The organism is Sessilibacter sp. MAH1, assembly GCF_054658315.1.
In genome coordinates this window covers 1-19,651 of record NZ_BAAGIC010000003.1, presented here as the reverse complement: position 1 = coordinate 19,651, position 19,651 = coordinate 1, and the positions used below count along the sequence as shown (strand labels likewise).

The 19,651-nt window shown below is 43.7% G+C and carries 18 protein-coding genes; 7 read left to right on the top strand and 11 right to left on the bottom strand.

Annotated elements, in window-relative coordinates:
- Window positions 1-99: 99 nt before the first annotated feature.
- The 5 genes from ACYQ28_RS03610 to apbC all read right to left on the bottom strand — a co-directional run bounded on the left by ACYQ28_RS03610 (window position 100) and on the right by apbC (window position 3,567).
- Window positions 100-717, bottom strand: a complete 618-nt coding sequence (locus ACYQ28_RS03610; RefSeq protein ID WP_460048508.1) for a 2OG-Fe(II) oxygenase — start codon at window positions 715-717, stop codon at window positions 100-102.
- 57 nt (window positions 718-774) lie between these two features.
- The gene (arfB, locus tag ACYQ28_RS03605) at window positions 775-1,206 is read right to left on the bottom strand and encodes an alternative ribosome rescue aminoacyl-tRNA hydrolase ArfB (RefSeq protein WP_460048509.1); all 432 of its coding nucleotides are present in this window, start codon (window positions 1,204-1,206) and stop codon (window positions 775-777) included.
- Window positions 1,207-1,254: 48 nt separating this feature from the next.
- The gene (locus ACYQ28_RS03600; protein ID WP_460048510.1) at window positions 1,255-1,665 is read right to left on the bottom strand and encodes a hypothetical protein; all 411 of its coding nucleotides are present in this window, start codon (window positions 1,663-1,665) and stop codon (window positions 1,255-1,257) included.
- Between the two features lie 57 nt (window positions 1,666-1,722).
- The gene (gene dcd, locus ACYQ28_RS03595; RefSeq protein ID WP_460048511.1) at window positions 1,723-2,292 is read right to left on the bottom strand and encodes a dCTP deaminase; all 570 of its coding nucleotides are present in this window, start codon (window positions 2,290-2,292) and stop codon (window positions 1,723-1,725) included.
- A 180-nt stretch (window positions 2,293-2,472) separates the two neighbouring features.
- A complete protein-coding gene (gene apbC / locus ACYQ28_RS03590) occupies window positions 2,473-3,567 on the bottom strand; it encodes an iron-sulfur cluster carrier protein ApbC (protein ID WP_460048512.1) in 1,095 nt (364 codons plus the stop codon).
- A 399-nt stretch (window positions 3,568-3,966) separates the two neighbouring features.
- Here apbC and metG point away from each other — a divergent pair, with 399 nt between their 5' ends.
- Together metG and nadC are read left to right on the top strand one after the other, a co-directional pair.
- A complete protein-coding gene (gene metG, locus ACYQ28_RS03585; RefSeq protein WP_460048513.1) occupies window positions 3,967-6,000 on the top strand; it encodes a methionine--tRNA ligase in 2,034 nt (677 codons plus the stop codon).
- A 16-nt stretch (window positions 6,001-6,016) separates the two neighbouring features.
- On the top strand, window positions 6,017-6,877 hold the full coding sequence (gene nadC, locus ACYQ28_RS03580; RefSeq protein ID WP_460048514.1) for a carboxylating nicotinate-nucleotide diphosphorylase: 861 nt from the start codon (window positions 6,017-6,019) through the stop codon (window positions 6,875-6,877).
- A 73-nt stretch (window positions 6,878-6,950) separates the two neighbouring features.
- On the opposite strand, the gene ACYQ28_RS03575 is transcribed toward nadC, so the two are convergent.
- Window positions 6,951-7,712 (bottom strand): hypothetical protein, encoded by a 762-nt coding sequence (locus tag ACYQ28_RS03575; RefSeq protein WP_460048515.1) that lies wholly within the window; start codon window positions 7,710-7,712, stop codon window positions 6,951-6,953.
- 94 nt (window positions 7,713-7,806) lie between these two features.
- On the bottom strand, window positions 7,807-8,382 hold the full coding sequence (locus ACYQ28_RS03570) for a pilin (protein ID WP_460048516.1): 576 nt from the start codon (window positions 8,380-8,382) through the stop codon (window positions 7,807-7,809).
- Between the two features lie 457 nt (window positions 8,383-8,839).
- On the opposite strand from ACYQ28_RS03570, the gene pilB reads away from it, so the two are divergent.
- The 5 genes from pilB to yacG all read left to right on the top strand — a co-directional run bounded on the left by pilB (window position 8,840) and on the right by yacG (window position 13,586).
- Window positions 8,840-10,561, top strand: coding sequence for a type IV-A pilus assembly ATPase PilB (pilB, locus tag ACYQ28_RS03565; RefSeq protein WP_460048517.1), 1,722 nt, complete (start codon window positions 8,840-8,842; stop codon window positions 10,559-10,561).
- Window positions 10,562-10,564: 3 nt separating this feature from the next.
- Window positions 10,565-11,782, top strand: a complete 1,218-nt coding sequence (locus tag ACYQ28_RS03560; RefSeq protein WP_460048518.1) for a type II secretion system F family protein — start codon at window positions 10,565-10,567, stop codon at window positions 11,780-11,782.
- Between the two features lie 21 nt (window positions 11,783-11,803).
- The gene (locus ACYQ28_RS03555; protein ID WP_460048520.1) at window positions 11,804-12,667 is read left to right on the top strand and encodes a prepilin peptidase; all 864 of its coding nucleotides are present in this window, start codon (window positions 11,804-11,806) and stop codon (window positions 12,665-12,667) included.
- 8 nt (window positions 12,668-12,675) lie between these two features.
- Window positions 12,676-13,290, top strand: a complete 615-nt coding sequence (gene coaE, locus ACYQ28_RS03550) for a dephospho-CoA kinase (protein WP_460048522.1) — start codon at window positions 12,676-12,678, stop codon at window positions 13,288-13,290.
- 62 nt (window positions 13,291-13,352) lie between these two features.
- Complete coding sequence (yacG, locus tag ACYQ28_RS03545; RefSeq protein WP_460048524.1) at window positions 13,353-13,586, top strand: DNA gyrase inhibitor YacG; 234 nt, start codon at window positions 13,353-13,355, stop codon at window positions 13,584-13,586.
- 218 nt (window positions 13,587-13,804) lie between these two features.
- On the opposite strand, the gene mutT is transcribed toward yacG, so the two are convergent.
- The 4 genes from mutT to ACYQ28_RS03525 all read right to left on the bottom strand — a co-directional run bounded on the left by mutT (window position 13,805) and on the right by ACYQ28_RS03525 (window position 19,340).
- Complete coding sequence (mutT, locus tag ACYQ28_RS03540) at window positions 13,805-14,206, bottom strand: 8-oxo-dGTP diphosphatase MutT (RefSeq protein ID WP_460048525.1); 402 nt, start codon at window positions 14,204-14,206, stop codon at window positions 13,805-13,807.
- 17 nt (window positions 14,207-14,223) lie between these two features.
- On the bottom strand, window positions 14,224-15,456 hold the full coding sequence (gene argJ, locus ACYQ28_RS03535; RefSeq protein ID WP_460048526.1) for a bifunctional glutamate N-acetyltransferase/amino-acid acetyltransferase ArgJ: 1,233 nt from the start codon (window positions 15,454-15,456) through the stop codon (window positions 14,224-14,226).
- A gap of 115 nt (window positions 15,457-15,571) precedes the next feature.
- Window positions 15,572-18,307, bottom strand: a complete 2,736-nt coding sequence (gene secA / locus ACYQ28_RS03530) for a preprotein translocase subunit SecA (protein WP_460048527.1) — start codon at window positions 18,305-18,307, stop codon at window positions 15,572-15,574.
- A gap of 94 nt (window positions 18,308-18,401) precedes the next feature.
- Window positions 18,402-19,340: a M23 family metallopeptidase gene (locus tag ACYQ28_RS03525; RefSeq protein ID WP_460048528.1), complete on the bottom strand. Its 939-nt coding sequence runs from the start codon at window positions 19,338-19,340 to the stop codon at window positions 18,402-18,404.
- Window positions 19,341-19,651 lie beyond the last annotated feature (311 nt).

Below are 19,651 nucleotides of genomic sequence, written 5' to 3'. Positions count from 1 at the left end.
AGCAGTCGCTCGGTTGACACGCCACTTAAACATTAGCGTTTAAAAACTAAGTTTAAGAATCTTCAATCAATACATCCGTGATTTAATCAGAGTTCTCTGTTATACCTCTCGTACCCGAAACCAACCCGTAATACTTTTGCGTAATGTTTGACTGGGTAAAACTTCGTGAGGAAATTCTTCACTGAAAAAAACCACCAATCGACCCAATTTAGGTTCAACGGTTGCCATAACATGGTCGTTAGGTTTTTCACTATTAATACTGGGATAAATTAATAATTCACCGCCATGCCCAGACTGCCACTGTTCATTTAAATACAAAATAGTGGATAAACGACGGTTCGATTTACCCACAAATGCATCCAAATGTTTTTGATAAAATCGTCCGGTTTTATAACAGGCAAAATGACATTCGTAATCAAATAACCCTAAATAAAACGCCTCATTAATGGCGATACGTAGCTGTTCCATCCAATTAAAAAACGGAACAATGTCTTTATCTTCGTGGGACAACCAACGAATTTCATCCGAACGAATGGAATGATCAACCATAGACAATTGATTGCGGCCAATGCCAGCCTGTTTAAATTCGGATTCGTTAAGCTCATCGAAAGACAGCATTAATTGTTCGAGAATACCGTCATCAATAACATTATCGAACACACCCCAACCTTGATCTGCCAACGTATTAATAATGGTTTGTTGAGCTGAGATATTCATAATAAATGGAACAATTAATCTGTTTTAGAAAGGGTTTAAAAATATCCGCTGTCGATTTTACCAATCAATTTTTGAGCGCATATTTTTAACTTTCGAGCGTTGATTTTTCGATTCTAAACGTCTCTTTTTCGACGCAAGAGTGGGTCGCGTTGATAGTCTTTTGGCAACAACTTTTGTGGCTTGGCGAATTAACGATTGCAACCGTAAACACGCCTCGTAACGATTTCGCTCCTGTGTGCGATGTTCTTGAGACTTAAGAACAACAACACCTTCTTTGGTAATTCTCTGATCGTTTAATGCCAACAATCGATCTTTATAAAAATCGGGCAACGACGACTGGGAAATATCAAAGCGCAAATGTATAGCGCTGGAGACTTTATTCACATTTTGGCCACCAGCACCTTGCGCACGAATCGCTTGAAACGACACCTCGTGCAACGGAATAGACACAGCGTTAGAGATAACAATTTTCTCTGAAAAGTCTTCCAAAAAAATTACCCCTAAAAGTGTTCAAAAATAACCGTGGCAACAAACCCATTAATGATGGTCGCGCTCGGCATTTGGCCTAAATTGATAAACATTACTGTCTGTTGATCTTTCTAATGAAATATCAACGGTTTCGGTGTGCTCGTAGGGTGATGACTTGAACCACTGGTGAATCACCAGTGCCAGAGCCGCTAAAAACGTAGCTACGTAAGGGAACAGTATCGGTAAACCCGCACGACGATCAATAAGCACGAGCATTAAGAAAAAGCCCACCAGAGCAATCCAGTGAGCGGGTTTCACACGCTTAATTCGCTCGCCAATACTCACACTGCGTGCTTCTGTGCGCATCAGTGCAACTTCGCAATGTGGACAGATAAAGTTTTTCGTTGGGTCAGTCCAATCTTCGCATTTGGCTTGTTTGTCCGAGAAAATACTCGCACAGCTGGCGCATCGATACTGCATAGTGGTGAAACTTCTGAAGTTAATTTCGCCAATGCCTTTTACATTAGCGATTCAATATTAGGTTTTAGGTAATGTTACTCCGACCTGACCTTGGTACTTACCACCACGATCACGGTACGAGGTCGCGCACACTTCGTCAGATTCAAAAAACAGCATCTGAGCAACACCTTCGTTGGCATATATTTTTGCCGGTAATGGCGTTGTGTTTGAAAACTCTAGGGTAACGTGCCCTTCCCATTCGGGTTCTAACGGTGTCACATTGACGATAATACCGCAGCGAGCGTAGGTCGACTTGCCAAGACAGACAGTCAAGACATTGCGTGGAATACGGAAGTATTCAACCGTACGCGCAAGCGCGAAAGAGTTAGGCGGAATAATGCAAACGTCGCTGACAATATCAACAAAACTGTTTTCATCAAAGTTCTTAGGGTCAACAATGGTTGAATGAACGTTGGTGAAAATTTTAAACTCATTTGCACAGCGTACATCGTAGCCATAACTGGACGTGCCGTAGGAAATTAACCGCTGGCCATCGGAGCTGGTGCGCACCTGACCGGGCTCGAATGGCTCAATCATGCCATGCTCTTGAGCCATGCGGCACATCCACTTGTCTGACTTGATACTCATAATTCTCTCATTATTTAATTCGGGTATTGGGCAGCGGTTTTGAGTAGCAGTTTTGCACCGCAGAACCCATCATGATAACGACTTACCTCACAGAAAAAAACACCGCATGGCACGACTTAACCTGATTAAACTTAAGGTTTTACCGATGCTCAGACATTCAAGACGCTCCTGTGGCTCACATCAATCGTTATCGATCTCAATCATTGGGGCAGAAGCTTTTGCCTTGCCATTAAGCCAGATCTGAGCGGAGACTTTTCGAGCAATTTCTCGATAACGCAAACTAATGTCAGATTCTGCATCTGCAATTAACGAAGGCCTGCCACTGTCGGCATCTTTGCGAATAGACAAGCTTAACGGCAAACTGCCCAACAGCTGTGTTGAGTACTGCTGGCTGATCAATGCGCCGCCGCCTTCACCAAAAATCGGTTCTTCGTGACCGCAGTTGGAACAGACATGGGTGGACATATTCTCAATTACGCCCAGTATGTCAACGTGAACCTTCCGGAACATTTCGATGCCTTTTTTCGCATCGAGTAATGCCAAATCTTGCGGGGTGGTCACAATAACCGCGCCACTGAGTGGAATTTTTTGCGACAGCGTTAATTGAATGTCGCCGGTACCGGGCGGCATATCGACGATTAAATAATCAAGCTCGCCCCATTGGGTTTGGCCGATAATCTGTTGAAACGCACCACTGGCCATTGGTCCACGCCAAACCATGGGCGTGTTTTCGGTCACGAGAAAGCCCATCGACATGCAAGTAATGCCATGAGCGGCAATGGGCATAATAGTCTGGTTTTGCGCCTCTGGTCGTTGTCCGCCAACACCTAACAATTGCGGTTGGCTTGGGCCATAGATGTCGGCATCTAAAATACCGACCTTGGCACCTTCGGCCTGTAACGCTAGTGCCAAGTTGACACTGGTGGTGGATTTACCGACACCACCCTTACCAGAACTCACCGCGATAACGTGTTTTACACCGTGTAAGAGCGGTAATTCAGCAACGTGGCGTCCGTCAGGAATAACACAGTCGATATCCACATTAACGGACTCAACACCATCAATGGTTTGACAAGATTGCCAAATCTGCTGCGATAGTGCCTGCTGTAAACCGTCGCAAACGAATCCAAATGTCAGAGTGATATCTACATTACCCTTGGCAAATTTAAGATCACTGATTGCTCCGATCTCCAGTAACGACTTACCGGTAATCGGCTCGATAAGAGCGCCAACTCGTTGTGCAATTGACTCTAAATCTATTGGTAAATTACTCATAAACAATCTGTCATTATCCAAATTGAGTAAACATTACGCTTACTGTGAAAAAACCTTCCGTCCATTCATCTGTTCATCGAATTCTGTGCCAAGGCCAACACGTAAATGGCATTGAAATTACGCTTGAGTTTGAAATCTACAAGACCTGCCATACCGAACCTAATGCCCAGACATTGGCGAAAATCAGCCGACAAGTGTGGTATATTACGCGCCCAATGAATCACAGATAACCGCGCGATAAATAAGCTTAATGTTATAAGCCAGCTAACGTTGATTTAGCTAATCTTTATTCAAAGGTTGTAACATTTAGGGGCTGTAACGATTGTGTGCCAATGCATACAACTATTATTTTTCTCGCCCGGTAGTAATAAACGCATCCGTAATTAGAACAGAGCAACCATGTCTAATCGAAGAATTCTTGTCACCAGTGCACTTCCCTACGCCAATGGCCCATTGCATTTAGGTCACATTGTGGAAGCAATACAAACCGATATTTGGGTCCGATTCCAAAAGCTTCGCGGTAACGAAGCTTACTACGTTTGCGCAGATGACGCCCATGGCACTGCCATTATGCTAAAAGCCGAGCAGCTCGGCATCACAGCGGAAGAACAAATCGCAAACATCAAAGCCGATCACGAAAAGTGTTACCAAGGCTTTAATATTGGTTTTGATAATTTTCACAGCACCCATTCTGAAGAAAACAAAGTTTACTCAGGATTGATCTACGAGCGCCTAAAAGCCAACGGACATATTGCCAGTCGCAATGTAACCCAAGCATTTGACCCAGAGAAAAATTTATTTTTGGCCGATCGTTACATTAAAGGCACCTGCCCCAAATGTAAGAGCGACGACCAATACGGCGACAACTGTGAAAAATGCGGCGCAACCTATAGCCCAAGTGATTTGATCAATCCAAAATCGGCAATCAGCGGCGCGACTCCTATTCAAAAAGACTCGGAACATTTCTTCTTTAAGTTACCCGAATTCGAATCCTTCTTAAAAGAATGGACACGAGCGGGACATTTACAAGACGAAGTCGCCAACAAGCTGGCCGAATGGTTAGATTCCGGCTTAAAAGAATGGGACATCTCTCGTGACGCGCCTTATTTTGGCTTTGAGATTCCCGGTGAACCCGGCAAATATTTCTACGTTTGGCTCGATGCGCCCATCGGTTACATGGCGAGTTTCAAAAACCTCTGTGATCGTACCGACGGTTTAGAATTTGACGACTTCTGGAATGTAAACAGCTCGGCGGAGTTGTATCACTTTATTGGCAAAGACATTGTGAATTTCCACGCGTTGTTTTGGCCGGCCATGTTGTCGTCTGCGCAATTTAGAACCCCAACCGGTGTTAACGTGCACGGTTTTTTAATGGTCAATGGCGAGAAGATGTCTAAATCTCGTGGAACCTTTATTAATGCCGAAAGTTATCTTGAACATTTAGACGCCGATTATTTGCGTTACTACTTCGCCAGTAAATTATCTAACAGTGTTGATGATATCGATTTAAATTTTGAAGATTTTATTCAAAAAGTAAATTCCGATTTGGTTGGCAAATTAGTAAATCTCGCCAGTCGCACCGCTAAATTTATTGAAAAATCTGGCGGTACACTTTCACAATCACCCGAAAACCCTGAGCTTTGGCAGCAATTCTTAAACGGTCAAGACGGTATCGCGTCTGCTTTTGAAAATCGTGAATACGCAAAAGCAACTCGCGAAATTATGGCTTTAGCCGATGCCGCCAACGAATATTTGGCCGCGAAGGCACCTTGGTCGTTAGCAAAAGAGGAAGGCAAAGAACAAGAAGTTGTCGCCATCTGTTCTCTGGGCATCAATATGTTCCGAGCCTTAATGACCTTTTTAAAACCAGTGGTTCCGAGCTTGGCGGAACGTGCAGAAGCCTTCTTAAATGAAACACTTAATTGGAGCCAACCACTTGCCTTTGTGGGTGGAACCCAAATTAACGGTTTTAAAGCATTGCTCAAACGCGTTGAAAAAACGCAAATTGACGCAGTGATGGAAACTAACGCTAAGTTATTACCAACTCCTGTTGAGCAAAAAAATTCAGAACCAACAACGACTGACGATACCCAAGAACCTATTGCCGAAACCATTAATTTTGATGATTTCGCCAGAGTCGATTTACGTATTGCCCTAATTAAAAAAGCCGAACACGTTAAAGGCGCCAACAAACTGCTTCAATTGACGTTAGATTTAGGCAACGAAACTCGCAACGTATTTTCAGGTATTAAAAGCGCCTACGCTCCTGAAGAACTAGAAGGCAAGCTCACCGTAATGGTCGCCAACCTAGCACCTCGCCAAATGAAATTTGGTGTATCGGAAGGCATGGTTTTAGCGGCAGGTCCCGGTGGTAAAGAAATCTATTTACTCGAACCACATTCCGGTGCCAAACCCGGTCAACGAGTTATGTAATATCAGGTTATTAGCAATGATTACGTCCGTTTCAGAAACATTAAAAGACGATATTAAACGCTCTGTTAAAGAAGCTTTGGAAGAAGATATCAAAAGCGGCGATATAACTGCGGCTTTAATCGATAGCGATACCCAAGCCACAGCAACGGTAATTACTCGTGAAAATTGTGTACTTTGCGGTAAAGCTTGGGTAGAAGAAGTCTTCCAACAATTAGACCCGAGCGTTGTAATAAGCTGGCGCGGCGATGACGGTGATTACTTCGAAGAAGACAATGTTCTTTTTGAATTGTCTGGCTCTGCGCGCAGTTTACTTACCGGCGAAAGAAGCGCTCTTAATTTTTTACAGTTACTTTCGGGTGTAGCAACTAAAGCTCGTTATTATCGGGAACTGGTTGCCGGTACACACATTAAAATCTTAGATACACGTAAGACCATTCCCGGCCTTAGAACAGCCCAAAAATACGCAGTAGCAACCGGCGGCTGTTTTAATCATCGTATAGGTTTGTTCGATGCGTTCTTAATCAAAGAAAATCACATCGCCGCTTGCGGTGGTATTACTCAGGCGGTTTCAAAAGCCAAGCAAAACGAGCCAGAAAAACCCGTAGAAGTTGAAGTAGAAAATCTGGAAGAGCTAAAAGAAGCACTGATCGCACAGGCCGATATCGTTATGCTCGATAATTTTACACTGACCGATTTACGTCACGCTGTAGAGCTCAATAAAAACGAATACTCGGGCCTCGCCAAACTAGAAGCCTCTGGCGGCGTTAATGAAAAAACTCTGCGCCATATTGCCGAAACCGGCGTAGATTTTGTTTCTATTGGTACACTGACCAAAGACTGCCGAGCCATTGATTTATCAATGCGAATTGTTTGGTAAGTCTTGTTTTAAGCTCACAAAACAAAAAAGGAAGCTTTATGCTTCCTTTTTATCTTAACTATTCCTGAGCGTTTTATTGCCAAGGCTCTAAAGGAAAATAGAGAAAACTTTCATCAGACTTGTTGGGGTACACTCTTACCCAAGCACCAAAACGATGTTTTACCGGTAACCAAACAAAATCCTCTTCGGGTAACACAGTAAAATCAAAATCGGGATTATTGGCTCTTACAGTTTCAGACAAGAGAAGATCTTTACTAAAAGACCTTGCTATAAGTTCACCATCCGTGCATTCCCGATAATATTTGGGAAACATCTGAATATCTTTTCCATCTACCGCTGAAAATAATAAATCTGATCGTTCTTGTGGGTCTGCTGGGAATTGAGAACAAATCTCCACAGGCCCAAACCAACCTTTCTTAGAAAACCGCTTGTCTTTAGCCTCGGCTAAATCAACGTCGTCCATCTCAAAACTACTGACCACTTCAATGCGATCTTTTACAAACACTAAAAATACAGGTCGAGACTGCGAAACCACAGACAATCCATAAATTAAAGCCGAAAGTTGGATAACGCCAACAATTACGTAGTCGCGGACTAATTCCGAGCGCGGTTTACTTGGATTAAAAATGACCAGCGACATTAACGGCCCAAGTGTTACCTCAACGCTGAGCACCAAAATATACAGATCGATACCACCCAGCATTTGTGACAGTCGCCCAGGAAACCAAACCTGAAAGACTAAAATACCCGAGCAAATAGCAACCACAACAGTAATTAAAAAATGCAATACAGCGGCATTGATTTTTGATGTAACTAAAGAACGTGATATTTTCATTACAACTTATTTTTAATTCAAAGTTTTGCTTAATTGAAACGTAAAAAAGGCCCCACTTGGGGCCTTTTTTGTTACCAAACTATAAGTTTAGTTATTAACCACGACACTCACCAGGAGCAACGTTTTGAGGAAGAGTACCTTGATTACCACTTCTTGCACCTGCGCGACCTGCAGCATAACAAGTCCAAACAATAGCACCATTTGGACGAGCACCAGCGACCAAAGGCATTGTATTAGCAGTCGGTTCCAAGAATAATGTCGAGTTAATACCAGCTCCAGAAACACGATTGGAGTAAGTTAAAGTAATCTCACCTGTATTCGCATTGATTGAAATCGAGTTAACATTTGGAGATGAATTTGGGGTAGCGCCGTCATCACCAACAGTTTGAGTACATGGATCAGTGCCGTTGGTACAAGGCATAAGTGCGCTATTAGGAGCTGCACTTGTTGGGTAGCCAGAACCGAGACCCGAAGAAGCCAAAGGTGTACCATTAGCAGCATTATCCATTACAACAACTTTAGCTTCGGCAGCTAGAGTCATACCTTCAGATACACGTGAACGGGTGGTGTAGTCTTGGTACGCAGGAAGCGCAACCGCCGCCAAAATACCGATAATCGCAACAACGATCATCAATTCAATCAAGGTAAAACCTTTTTGCACTTGTTTCATTTCGAAATTCTCCGAGGAAGTTATGTGGGACCGGATAAGGCGAAAAGTCCTTTTCACAGTTGTTTGCCTTAAAGCAACCCCTAGGCCAACATCGACAAGTGTACTAAAACAGGATTATTTGTGGTTGTAAATTCACATTACGGCAAGCCATTAATACTTTGCGCGTCATACAAGTAAGATCTTTACACCACCCAAGTGACTTTTTTTGTCAATATATGACTGGAATCCTCAAATTTATACGCAGAATACTTTTTTACGCTAACCAAGTGAGGATCGGTAAGAATATGACTTTATAGATATAAATTCGTTGGCAACTGTCTTTGAATCCCATTGGCGATAGTATCGACATTAAAACACGGAAAATTTACGAGTATTCTTAATAAGGCACATTAACTATCGTGTGTAACTGGTAAATAATCTAAACTTAAAAAAATTCCAACGTACAAGTGGACAGTGGATGAACCAACAGATTCAGCAATTGAGTGGATTGGCCAAACGTCTAGTCAGTGACGGCATCCTCTCGGAAGAAGATGCTCGCAATGCGGTTAAAAATGCAAAAGCAGAGAAAATTCCTCTCGCTTGGTATATTGCTAATGCCCAGCTTGCGTCGGCAAAAGCCGTCGCACAAATTTCTTCTGACGAGTTTGGTACACCAATCTTTGATATTGATGCAATTCGCCCCGACGCCATACCTCGAGGATTAATCGACAACAAGTTGGTTCAAAAGCACCATACACTGCCGCTGTTCAAGCGCGGTAATCGGCTTTTTATCGGACTGTCGGACCCAACTAATTTAAGCGCCATCGACGAAATTAAGTTTAATACCGGCCTAAGCACCGAAGCTGTACTTATTGAAGGCGACAAACTGCAAAAGGCCATTGAGGCCTATCTCAATCAAGAAGATGAAAATATTAATAACATCTCAGGATTGGAAGATGAGTCGCTAGAAAATCTTGACGTTCAATCCGTTGAAGATGGAAACGGCGAAGAAGACACCTCAGAGGTAGACGAAGCTCCAATCGTTCGATTTGTGAATAAAGTTCTGCTTGATGCCATTAAAGGTGGCGCGTCCGATATTCACTTTGAACCCTACGAAAAGACCTTTCGCGTAAGATATCGACGCGACGGTATTTTGATCGAGGTGGCTCGTCCGCCGGTCAATCTTGCTACGCGAATTTCAGCCCGTTTAAAAGTCATGTCACAAATGGACATCAGTGAGCGGCGAGTTCCACAAGATGGCCGGATTAAAATGAAGATTTCGAAAACTCGTGCCATCGATTTTCGCGTGAACTCCTTGCCCACACTTTTTGGTGAAAAAATCGTATTGCGTATTCTCGACCCAAGCAGTGCTAAATTGGGTATCGACGCGCTTGGTTACGAAGAATTCCAAAAGAAAATTTATCTCGATGCTCTTGCCCAGCCCCAGGGTATGATCTTAGTAACCGGCCCTACGGGTTCAGGGAAAACGGTATCGCTGTATACGGGTTTAAACATACTCAATACCGAAGAGCGTAATATTTCTACCGCAGAAGATCCTGTAGAAATTAACCTAGAAGGCATTAACCAAGTTAACATGAATGCTCGCGTGGGATTAACCTTCGCGGAAGCATTAAGATCGTTCCTACGACAAGACCCCGATATTGTGATGGTTGGGGAAATTCGAGATCTAGAAACCGCTGAAATTGCGATTAAGGCTGCACAAACCGGACACTTAGTATTATCTACCCTGCACACCAACAGCGCCCCAGAAACCCTAACACGTTTATTAAATATGGGCGTACCTGCGTTTAACGTGGCAACCTCAGTGAGTGTCATCATTGCACAACGTTTGGCAAGACGACTCTGCACCCACTGTAAAAGACCTGCAGATGACATTCCCGACGAAATTCTGTCGGAAGAAGGTTTTGACGATATCGGCATGGAGAGGTCGGAGATAGAACTGTATCACCCTGTAGGATGCGCTCAATGCAATAATGGTTATAAAGGCCGTGTTGGCGTATATGAAGTTGTTCGCATCACAGATTCGATTTCAAGAATTATAATGGAGGGCGGCAACTCCATTCAGATTGCCGACCAAGCAAGAAAAGAAGGCTTCAATAACTTAAGAATCTCTGCTCTTCGCAAAGCCGCTATAGGCTTAACCAGTCTCGAAGAAGCAAACCGAGTGACGAAGGATTAACGTATGGCAACGGCAACCAATGATTCCGTTTTCGTCTATAAAGGCGTCGACCGAAAAGGCAATAAAATCCAAGGAGAGGTGAAAGGTAGCAGCTCTGCGTTGGTAAAGGCTCAGTTACGAAAAAAAGGGATTACACCGGGCCAAGTTAAGAAAAAGGCTAAGCCATTATTTGGGGGCGGTAAGAAATCCGTCAAACCGCAAGACATTGCTATTTTCACTCGCCAAATGGCAACCATGATGAAAGCGGGTGTGCCTCTGGTACAGAGCTTCGATATTGTTGCAGACGGTCTTGAAAATCCGACGCTGAAATCTTTGGTGCTAGAAATTAAAGAAGATGTGGCGTCCGGTAATGGCTTTGCTGCAGCGTTATCAAAGCATCCCAAATATTTTGATGAATTATTTTGCAACCTTGTTGATTCAGGCGAACAATCCGGTGCCCTAGAAACCATGTTGGACAGGATTGCGACCTATAAAGAAAAAACAGAGGCCATGAAAGCCAAAATTAAAAAGGCGTTGACCTATCCTATTGCGGTTGTCGTTGTAGCCTTAGTTGTTACGGGTATTTTGCTGGTCAAGGTAGTACCTCAATTCGCGGAAACCTTCGCAAGCTTTGGCGCAGACCTACCCGCATTTACGTTGTTCGTGTTAAATCTGTCGGAAAGCGTTCAAAAATGGTGGCTTATTATCTTAATTGGTACCGCTGTCGGGGTATTTGCGTTCAACCAAGCCGTCCAAAAATCTAGCGCTGTTCGACGCGTTGTTCATCAATACACCATCAAGCTTCCTATCGTCGGTAATATTGTTTTCGAGTCCATTATTGCGCGTTTTGCTCGAACCCTGTCTACAACTTTTTCGGCGGGTGTTCCGTTAATCGATGCATTAACTTCTGTAGCTGGCGCGACCGGTAATATGATTTATGAAGAGACCACGTTGCGTGTTCGAGATGAAGTTGCAACCGGTATCCAGCTCAACACATCCATGCGAGCTACCAATAAATTTCCGTCCATGTTGTTACAGATGACGGCTATTGGTGAAGAGTCGGGCGCCCTAGATGATATGCTTGATAAGGTTGCATCTTTTTACGAAGAGTCTGTTGATAACCAAGTCGATAACCTAACAACTTTACTCGAACCACTGATTATGGCCGTTTTAGGTATTCTTGTCGGTGGACTTATGATTGCGATGTACATGCCAATCTTCCAAATTGGTAATGCTATCTAAAATTAACAACGAACAAAATTCATGGAAGTATTATTTTCTCAACCGCTGGTGTTACTACCGGCGGTTGTTATTTTAGGGCTAACGGTTGGCAGTTTTTTAAACGTCGTTATTTATCGCCTGCCGATAATGCTTGAAAGACAATGGAAACGCGATTGCTGCGACTTCTTGGATGTCCAACCGGAGTCTGACACTGCCACTCAAACGCCTTTCAACCTAGCTGTTCCTCACTCCACCTGTCCCAACTGCGGTCACGCTATCAAACCCTGGGAAAACATACCTGTAATCAGTTATGTGTTTTTAAGAGGAAAATGCTCTAGCTGTAAAACACCGATCTCTGTTCGCTACCCTCTGGTCGAAACTGCAACCGGTGTTTTATCTGGATTAGTCGCCTGGCAGCTGGGCTTTGGAATTGAGCTTTTATTAGGGCTTATATTCACCTGGAGCTTGATTTGCTTAACGCTTATTGATGCTGACCACAAATTATTACCCGACAATATTACCCTGCCACTGCTTTGGCTTGGCCTTTTAGCCAATACTCAAAATCTATTCACCGATCTTCACAGTGCAGTTATTGGCGCCGCCGCCGGATACTTATCTTTATGGAGTGTTTTCTGGATTTTTAAAATCCTACGCGGTAAAGAAGGTATGGGCTACGGTGATTTTAAATTACTGGCGGCTTTAGGTGCTTGGTGTGGATGGCAACAACTAACACTGATTATCATAATATCTGCCGGTCTGGGTGCAATTATTGGCACGCTGATCCTTCAACTTAGCGGCAAAAATAAAAGTGAGCCTATTCCATTTGGACCTTATTTAGCTGGCGCAGGCTGGGTCGCTTTTTTCTGGGGCGATGAACTCACCCAACTGTATCTGAGTTACTTGTAGATATTGCCGTGGCTGAGCAAAAATCCAGAAAATTTGTCGTTGGTGTAACTGGTGGAATTGGCAGCGGTAAATCCGCAGCCTGCTCTAGGTTTGAGCAATTAGGAATTGTATGTGTTGACGCCGATATTGTCGCAAGACAAGTGGTTGAACCGAATTCTCCGGCACTATCCCAAATACAACAACACTTTGGCGACGACATTATTTTATTCGACGGAACGTTAAATAGAGCCAGACTTAGGGCCATCATTTTCGAGTACCCTGACGAAAAAGTTTGGCTAGAGTCACTTTTACATCCCTTAATTAAAACGGAAACTCAGGCTCAGATTGATCGCGCTAACAGCCGGTATGTGATCTACACATCGCCATTATTATTTGAAACGCAACAACACAATATCGTTGATCGAGTTTTGGTTATTGATGTGCCCGAAGAGGTTCAACTTGAAAGAACTCAATCTCGCGATAACATAAGCTTAGCTTTAGCTAGATCTATATTGGCGAACCAAGCAAGCAGAGCACAACGACTGAGCATTGCCGACGATGTTATTATAAATGATCAAGGATTAGATTATCTGTACCATCAAGTTGATGACTTGCATCAACGCTATCTTAAGCTGAGCGAATAAATTTTTATCGGTGTTAATGCTGTCCACACCATCAACGAATCTACGTTTTTTAAAGAATCATCATGACCCAACAGAATTCCAATAAACCTATCAAATTACCCTGCTCAACCTGTAAAAAAGAAATTGAGTGGAGTGATAAATTCCCACATCGACCCTTTTGCAGTGAGCGGTGCAAGTTAATTGATCTGGGAGAATGGGCATCAGAAAATCAGCGGATTCCTGGCAGCTCTGTTTATGATGACCTCCTGTCTGACGATTTGATAGCAGATTTCACGAACCGCAAAAATGTTCATTAAGCTCTTGGAACCTCTGATTAACTCATCCATGATTTAATCAGAGGACAGAAATTGAAAATGCGATTTCCAATTTCTTCACAATTTCAATCACTTACAGTTCTTGAAATTGGCGACACATCCTTGTGTCGCGAGAAACTCTAAGTTAATCAGAGGTTCCTCTTATTTAAGTAACGAGTGTTAAGTAACAGGTATTTAAGCAATGGGGCATGACGCTTGTTTTAAGCTCGCTTAAAGTGACGCTTGTTAATCTCGCTTAAAATAGACTCGTTAGCTTTTGGAAATTGCAGCGAAGATAATTCTTCGACGGCTACCCAGCGAAGCGGCTGACCTTCTTTGCCTTCAGGTATGCCGTTAAACGCCAAAACCCAATACACATCAAGATGTACACATTTGTCGCTGTAATCATGACTTATCTGTATTAAAGGCTGGCATTGTGTTGGAACAATACCAAGTTCTTCAGAAAGCTCGCGGATCAACGCCGACTCCGTAGATTCACCCTCTTCGATTTTTCCGCCTGGAAATTCCCACAAACCACCCTGATGCTGATGGTCTGCACGCTTTGCAACTAGGATTTGAGAACCGTTGGTAATAACACCAACGGCTACGTTTACTCGTTTCATAAAAACAGAGGGTATAGTTATGAGCGATATTCAGCGTTAATTTTTACGTAATCGTAACTTAAATCGGAGGTCCACACCGTTTCGTTACTGTCACCACGCTTTAAATCAACCGTAATATCAATGCGATCTTGAGAAAATACACTTTGACCCAGTGCTTCGGAATAACTTGGCGCTCTTTGGCCAGCTTCGACAATCAATACAGAGCCAATACGCACATCAATTTTAGAAACGTCCAAGCCCTGAACACCTGCGTAGCCGATAGCCACAACAATACGGCCCCAGTTAGGATCACTAGCAAATAATGCGGTTTTTACCAAAGGTGAATGTGCAATTGAGTAAGCTACACGCAAAGCTTCTTTGTTAGATTCAGCATGCTCTACCTTTACCGCAACCAGCTTGGTAGCGCCCTCACCATCGGCAACAATCGCCTGCGCCAACATCAGCATCACAGAGTTTAAGGCCTCGACAAATGCTGAGTAAGCTTCGGAGTTTTCTGTTTTTATCTCGGGGGCATCACTTTGTGATGTTGCAACCAATATGCACGAATCGTTGGTAGAAGTATCACCATCAACCGTAATGCGGTTAAAACTTTGATCAACCGCATCTACCAATAATTGTTGAAGTAATTGCTTTTCAACTTTTGCATCGGTCGCAACATAAGCCAACATGGTTGCCATGTTCGGCTTGATCATGCCAGAACCTTTACTGATACCAGTAATGGTAATAGTTTCACCGCCTACGTCGATGGTAACGCTCGCACCTTTTGGACGTGTATCGGTTGTCATAATACCTCGGGCTGCACGCGTCCAATTGGCTTCCTTCAGGTCGTCGGCTGCGGCTTGAATAGTCGAGGTAATTCGCTCAACCGGTAAATGCTCACCAACCACGCCAGTAGAAAACGGTAAAACTTGTTTTTCTTGTATCGATAGGACCTCTGCCACCTTTTGATCGATGGCTCGGGCGTCGGTTAAGCCCCTATCGCCAGTGCAGGCGTTGGCATTACCAGAATTAATGACTAGAGCCCGTATGTTTTCGCTCAAATTTTCTTTACAAACAATCACTGGTGCAGCACAAAATGCGTTTTTGGTAAAAACGCCTGCTACCGTGGACTCCTCTGGGAAAGTCATTAAGACTAAGTCGTCCTTTTCAATTACAGCAGGTTTGCGCCCCTTTACATCGGCAAAAGCACAACCCATTTTAAAACCTGCAACGGTATGCATTTCAGGAAATTCGAATCCATCAACGGCCATAATTTCTTACCTATTTATCTAACGCTTCGGCTGAATAATTTCGATGGTCGCAAACAAAAATAGGGAAGCTATCAAGCTTCCCTACTGAGTTTGCTGTGATCAATAGCTAGTAATTTTAGCTTAATCGACCATGACATTGTTTGTATTTTTTGCCGGAACCACAAGGACAAGGATCATTACGACCAACTTTGGGTTCCATTCTTCGCATCGTCTCTATTCCTGAAGCATCATCACCTGAGGATTCTTCGGCTAAAGCGTTAGCTTCGGCATGTTCCATGGACATCGCCATATTTTCTTGCATTTCCCGCTGGCGACGCTCCATCTCCTCAACTTGCTCACGAGAGATAGGCTCAATTCTAAAAAGCATCTTAGTGACTTCAAGCTTCACATTATCCAACAAAGATTGGAACAGCTCGAAAGACTCACGCTTGTATTCTTGTTTTGGATTACGTTGAGCGTAGGCTCTTAAGTTGATGCCTTGACGAAGATGGTCCATATTCGCCAAATGCTCTTTCCAAAGAGTATCTAGTACTTGCAACATAACTCGTCGTTCAATATCCACCACAATCTCGCCAAAGAGCTCAGCTTTTTCTTTCCAGGCTTGTTCTGCGGTTGCTTGAATACGCTCTAGCAAAGACTCTTCATGCAAAGACTTATCTTCGTCAAGCCATTGCTGAACAGGTAACTTAATGCCGAGCTCTACTTCGAGATTGCGCTCCAACTCGGGAATATCCCACTGCTCTTCAACGCTTTGCGGCGGCACAGACGTACGGAATAAATCGGCAACTACATCATCACGAATCGCATTAACAGTGTCAGAGATAGAGTCTGCTGACAGGATTTCATCACGTTGACGATAAATAACCTGACGCTGATCGTTAGCAACATCATCGTATTCTAGAAGGGCCTTACGAATATCAAAGTTTCGACCTTCCACTTTACGCTGAGCTTTTTCAATGGCGTTGTTAACCATTTTTGCTTCAATGGCTTCGCCTTTTTCCATCCCCATCGCTTTCATAATGCTGCGTACACGATCGGACGCAAAAATACGCATTAGGTTATCTTCAAGAGATAGATAAAAACGGGTTACGCCGGGATCACCTTGACGACCAGAGCGACCACGCAACTGATTGTCGATACGACGCGATTCGTGACGCTCTGTACCAATAATGTGAAGGCCACCAGAATCTAAAACCTGTTGGTGACGCTCTCTCCAATCTGCCCGAATCGCATCAATCTGCTCTTGGGTTGGATTCTCTAAATGAGCAACTTCTGCTTCCCAGTTACCACCAAGCATAATATCGGTACCGCGGCCGGCCATGTTAGTAGCGATGGTAACGGCTCCCGGACGACCCGCCTGCGCGATAATCTCCGCTTCTTTTTCGTGGAATTTCGCGTTTAAAACCTGATGTTGAATGCCTGCCTTTTTCAAACGAGCCGACATAATTTCAGAGGTTTCAATAGATGCTGTACCAACTAAAACAGGTGCTTTCTTCTCGATACAACTTTTAATATCTTCAACAATTGCGTCGTACTTTTCTTCCAACGATAAAAAGACTAAGTCGTTCAAATCTTGACGAGCAATGGGTTTATTGGTTGGAATTACAACCACATCCAAGCCGTAAATTTGGTGAAACTCAACCGCTTCCGTATCCGCCGTACCGGTCATGCCTGACAATTTGTTGTATAAACGGAAATAATTTTGGAAGGTTGTCGAAGCAAGAGTTTGGCTCTCTGCCTGAATTTGCAGACCCTCTTTTGCTTCTAGTGCTTGATGCAAGCCTTCCGATAAGCGACGCCCAGGCATGGTTCGACCTGTGTGCTCATCGATTAGCATCACCTGACCATTTTGAACGATGTAATGAACGTTTTTCTGGAAAATAGAATGTGCACGTAACGCAGCGTGTACATGATGCAACAGGCCAAGATTGGTCGGTGAATAAAGACTATCGCCTTCTTGAAGCAAACCATTGCTAACCAAAAGGTTTTCAACTTCTTGATGACCAACTTCAGTCAGTTCAACACTGCGACTTTTTTCATCAACAAAGTAATGACCAATGTTTGCGAGCGCTTGTGCGTCCATTTCTTCCGTGATTTCTTCCTCTTGACGTGTAAGCAGAGGAATCAAAAGATTAATAGCGCGATACATTGCCGAACTGTCTTGAGCGGCGCCGGAGATGATTAGTGGTGTTCGCGCTTCATCGATCAAAATAGAGTCAACTTCGTCAACAATTGCGAAGTTAAGAGGACGCTGAGCCTTATCAGAAAGCGTCAATGCCATATTGTCGCGCAAATAATCGAAACCAAACTCATTGTTAGTTCCGTAGGTAATATCAGCCGCGTAGGCTAATTTTTTCTCGGTTGGGTCTTGCATTGAATAGATTGTGCCGACTTCCATACCTAACGCGTTGTAAAGAGGAGTCATCCATTCCGCGTCGCGGCGAGCAAGGTAATCATTCACGGTAACGACGTGAACACCTTTGCCAGACAATGCATTCAAATACACCGGCAGAGTAGCCATTAGGGTTTTACCTTCACCGGTACGCATTTCTGCAATACGCCCTTCGTGCAAGGTAATTCCACCAATCATCTGAACATCAAAGTGACGCATCTCTAGGGTTCGCTTACCCGCTTCTCGCACTAAAGCGAAAGCTTCAGGAAGCAAGCTATCGAGAGTAGTACCGTTTTGAAAACGCTGCTTAAATTCTGCCGTTTTTTCTTTGATCTGCTCATCTGAGAGCTTTATATATTCGTCTTCAAACGCATTAATGTTTGTGACTATGCGCCTCATGCGCTTAATTTCACGATCGTTTTTCGTGCCAAATACGGCTTTAAAGACATTACCTATCATTACAGTTTCCGTAAAAAATCCATTAGGGCGACATGGGCCAGCAAAGGGCGCCAGTAAACAGGAAGGTGCTTACGTTAGCAAGCGAAAGGGAGGGTTACTTCCGATGAGTTCGGTGAATATAAGAAGAAGGGTCAACAGCGCGGCCATTTTTGTACACTTCAAAATGCACATGAGGACCTGTTGATCTACCACTGCTTCCCATTAAGGCAACTGTCTGTCCTTTTTTGACGACGTCGCCAACTTTTACGAGATTTTCGCTATTGTGTGCATATCGGGTAGAAAAACCCGAGCCGTGATTAATTTCGACCAGCTGACCATAGCCGCTACGCTCGCTTGACCAGGTCACAACACCAGAGGCGACCGCCACAACCTCAGAATTTAACTGACCGGCGAAATCAACACCACTGTGCCAAGAAATGCCGCCATTGAAGGGATCTGTTCGTCTGCCAAAGCGGGAAGACATCCAACCTTTTTTAATAGGTCGGCCAGCAATAAAGACATCGTTTTGAATTTTTCGATTTGCGATAAGAGCTTCCAATGTTTCTAACTGCTGCTCTCGATCTTCAATTTGTTTGGCTAGGTCGTCGATAACATCGACAAAACTGGGGGGAACAAATGTGCTGTTACCTTCATCACCCGGAAGTTCGGGACCACCCAGTGCGGGTTGCTGACTAAAATCAAACTCACCGGCATCAAGACTCGCAACCGTAGTCAGTCGCTCACCAAGAGCATCTAAGCGAACCAGTCGAGCTTGGAGTTCAGCCATTCGTAAAGTAAGCGCCGCTATGTTTTCACTGGCTTCACGCTTACTTTCTTCAATGGATTCTTTTTGTTGATCGAGGGAGGCTTTCCAAGCGGCGGTAGTTTCATGATCTAAAATGTCGGAGCCGTTAGTAGACGAGACTAGGTTGCCTAGATAGGCGCCAACACCTAAAGGCATACCGAGCAAGCAAATCGATAAAACCGCGCGAGTCCAACCACTCACTGTATAGGTTTTCGTGGCTTTGTTTTTTCCGACAACAATAATTTTCATAACTTACAAAGCTGAAAAACCCTAATCAAGAAACCAATTACCTATTCAACCGAAGGTATATGCAATAAAACTAACGTTAACTTCAGAAACTTCTGTGTGTTAACGATACTTATAACGGTTGATACTGAAACAGCCATACATTTATGGCCTGAGATAATGCCAAAAGGTGTTGCCAGTGACAACTACTCCAATGGTATTAAATCGGTATTATAGAAATTCGTGAAAACTAATACGTCTTGGTTTCAAGTAATAACTGCAATCAATTATGCAGCAAGTAAATCTACTCGCTGCCCTAAAAATAATTCATTCGG

Bases quoted from the DNA above. Each gene is read 5' to 3' on its own strand.
- metG (WP_460048513.1), top strand. From the start codon at position 3,967: ATGTCTAATCGAAGAATTCTTGTCACCAGTGCACTTCCCTACGCCAAT.
- pilB (WP_460048517.1), top strand. From the start codon at position 8,840: ATGAACCAACAGATTCAGCAATTGAGTGGATTGGCCAAACGTCTAGTC.
- dcd (WP_460048511.1), bottom strand. From the start codon at position 2,292: ATGAGTATCAAGTCAGACAAGTGGATGTGCCGCATGGCTCAAGAGCAT.
- yacG (WP_460048524.1), top strand. From the start codon at position 13,353: ATGACCCAACAGAATTCCAATAAACCTATCAAATTACCCTGCTCAACC.
- ACYQ28_RS03610 (WP_460048508.1), bottom strand. From the start codon at position 717: ATGAATATCTCAGCTCAACAAACCATTATTAATACGTTGGCAGATCAA.
- ACYQ28_RS03525 (WP_460048528.1), bottom strand. From the start codon at position 19,340: ATGAAAATTATTGTTGTCGGAAAAAACAAAGCCACGAAAACCTATACA.
- secA (WP_460048527.1), bottom strand. From the start codon at position 18,307: ATGATAGGTAATGTCTTTAAAGCCGTATTTGGCACGAAAAACGATCGT.
- mutT (WP_460048525.1), bottom strand. From the start codon at position 14,206: ATGAAACGAGTAAACGTAGCCGTTGGTGTTATTACCAACGGTTCTCAA.
- ACYQ28_RS03555 (WP_460048520.1), top strand. From the start codon at position 11,804: ATGGAAGTATTATTTTCTCAACCGCTGGTGTTACTACCGGCGGTTGTT.
- ACYQ28_RS03560 (WP_460048518.1), top strand. From the start codon at position 10,565: ATGGCAACGGCAACCAATGATTCCGTTTTCGTCTATAAAGGCGTCGAC.
- ACYQ28_RS03575 (WP_460048515.1), bottom strand. From the start codon at position 7,712: ATGAAAATATCACGTTCTTTAGTTACATCAAAAATCAATGCCGCTGTA.
- ACYQ28_RS03600 (WP_460048510.1), bottom strand. From the start codon at position 1,665: ATGCAGTATCGATGCGCCAGCTGTGCGAGTATTTTCTCGGACAAACAA.
- nadC (WP_460048514.1), top strand. From the start codon at position 6,017: ATGATTACGTCCGTTTCAGAAACATTAAAAGACGATATTAAACGCTCT.
- ACYQ28_RS03570 (WP_460048516.1), bottom strand. From the start codon at position 8,382: ATGAAACAAGTGCAAAAAGGTTTTACCTTGATTGAATTGATGATCGTT.
- apbC (WP_460048512.1), bottom strand. From the start codon at position 3,567: ATGAGTAATTTACCAATAGATTTAGAGTCAATTGCACAACGAGTTGGC.
- argJ (WP_460048526.1), bottom strand. From the start codon at position 15,456: ATGGCCGTTGATGGATTCGAATTTCCTGAAATGCATACCGTTGCAGGT.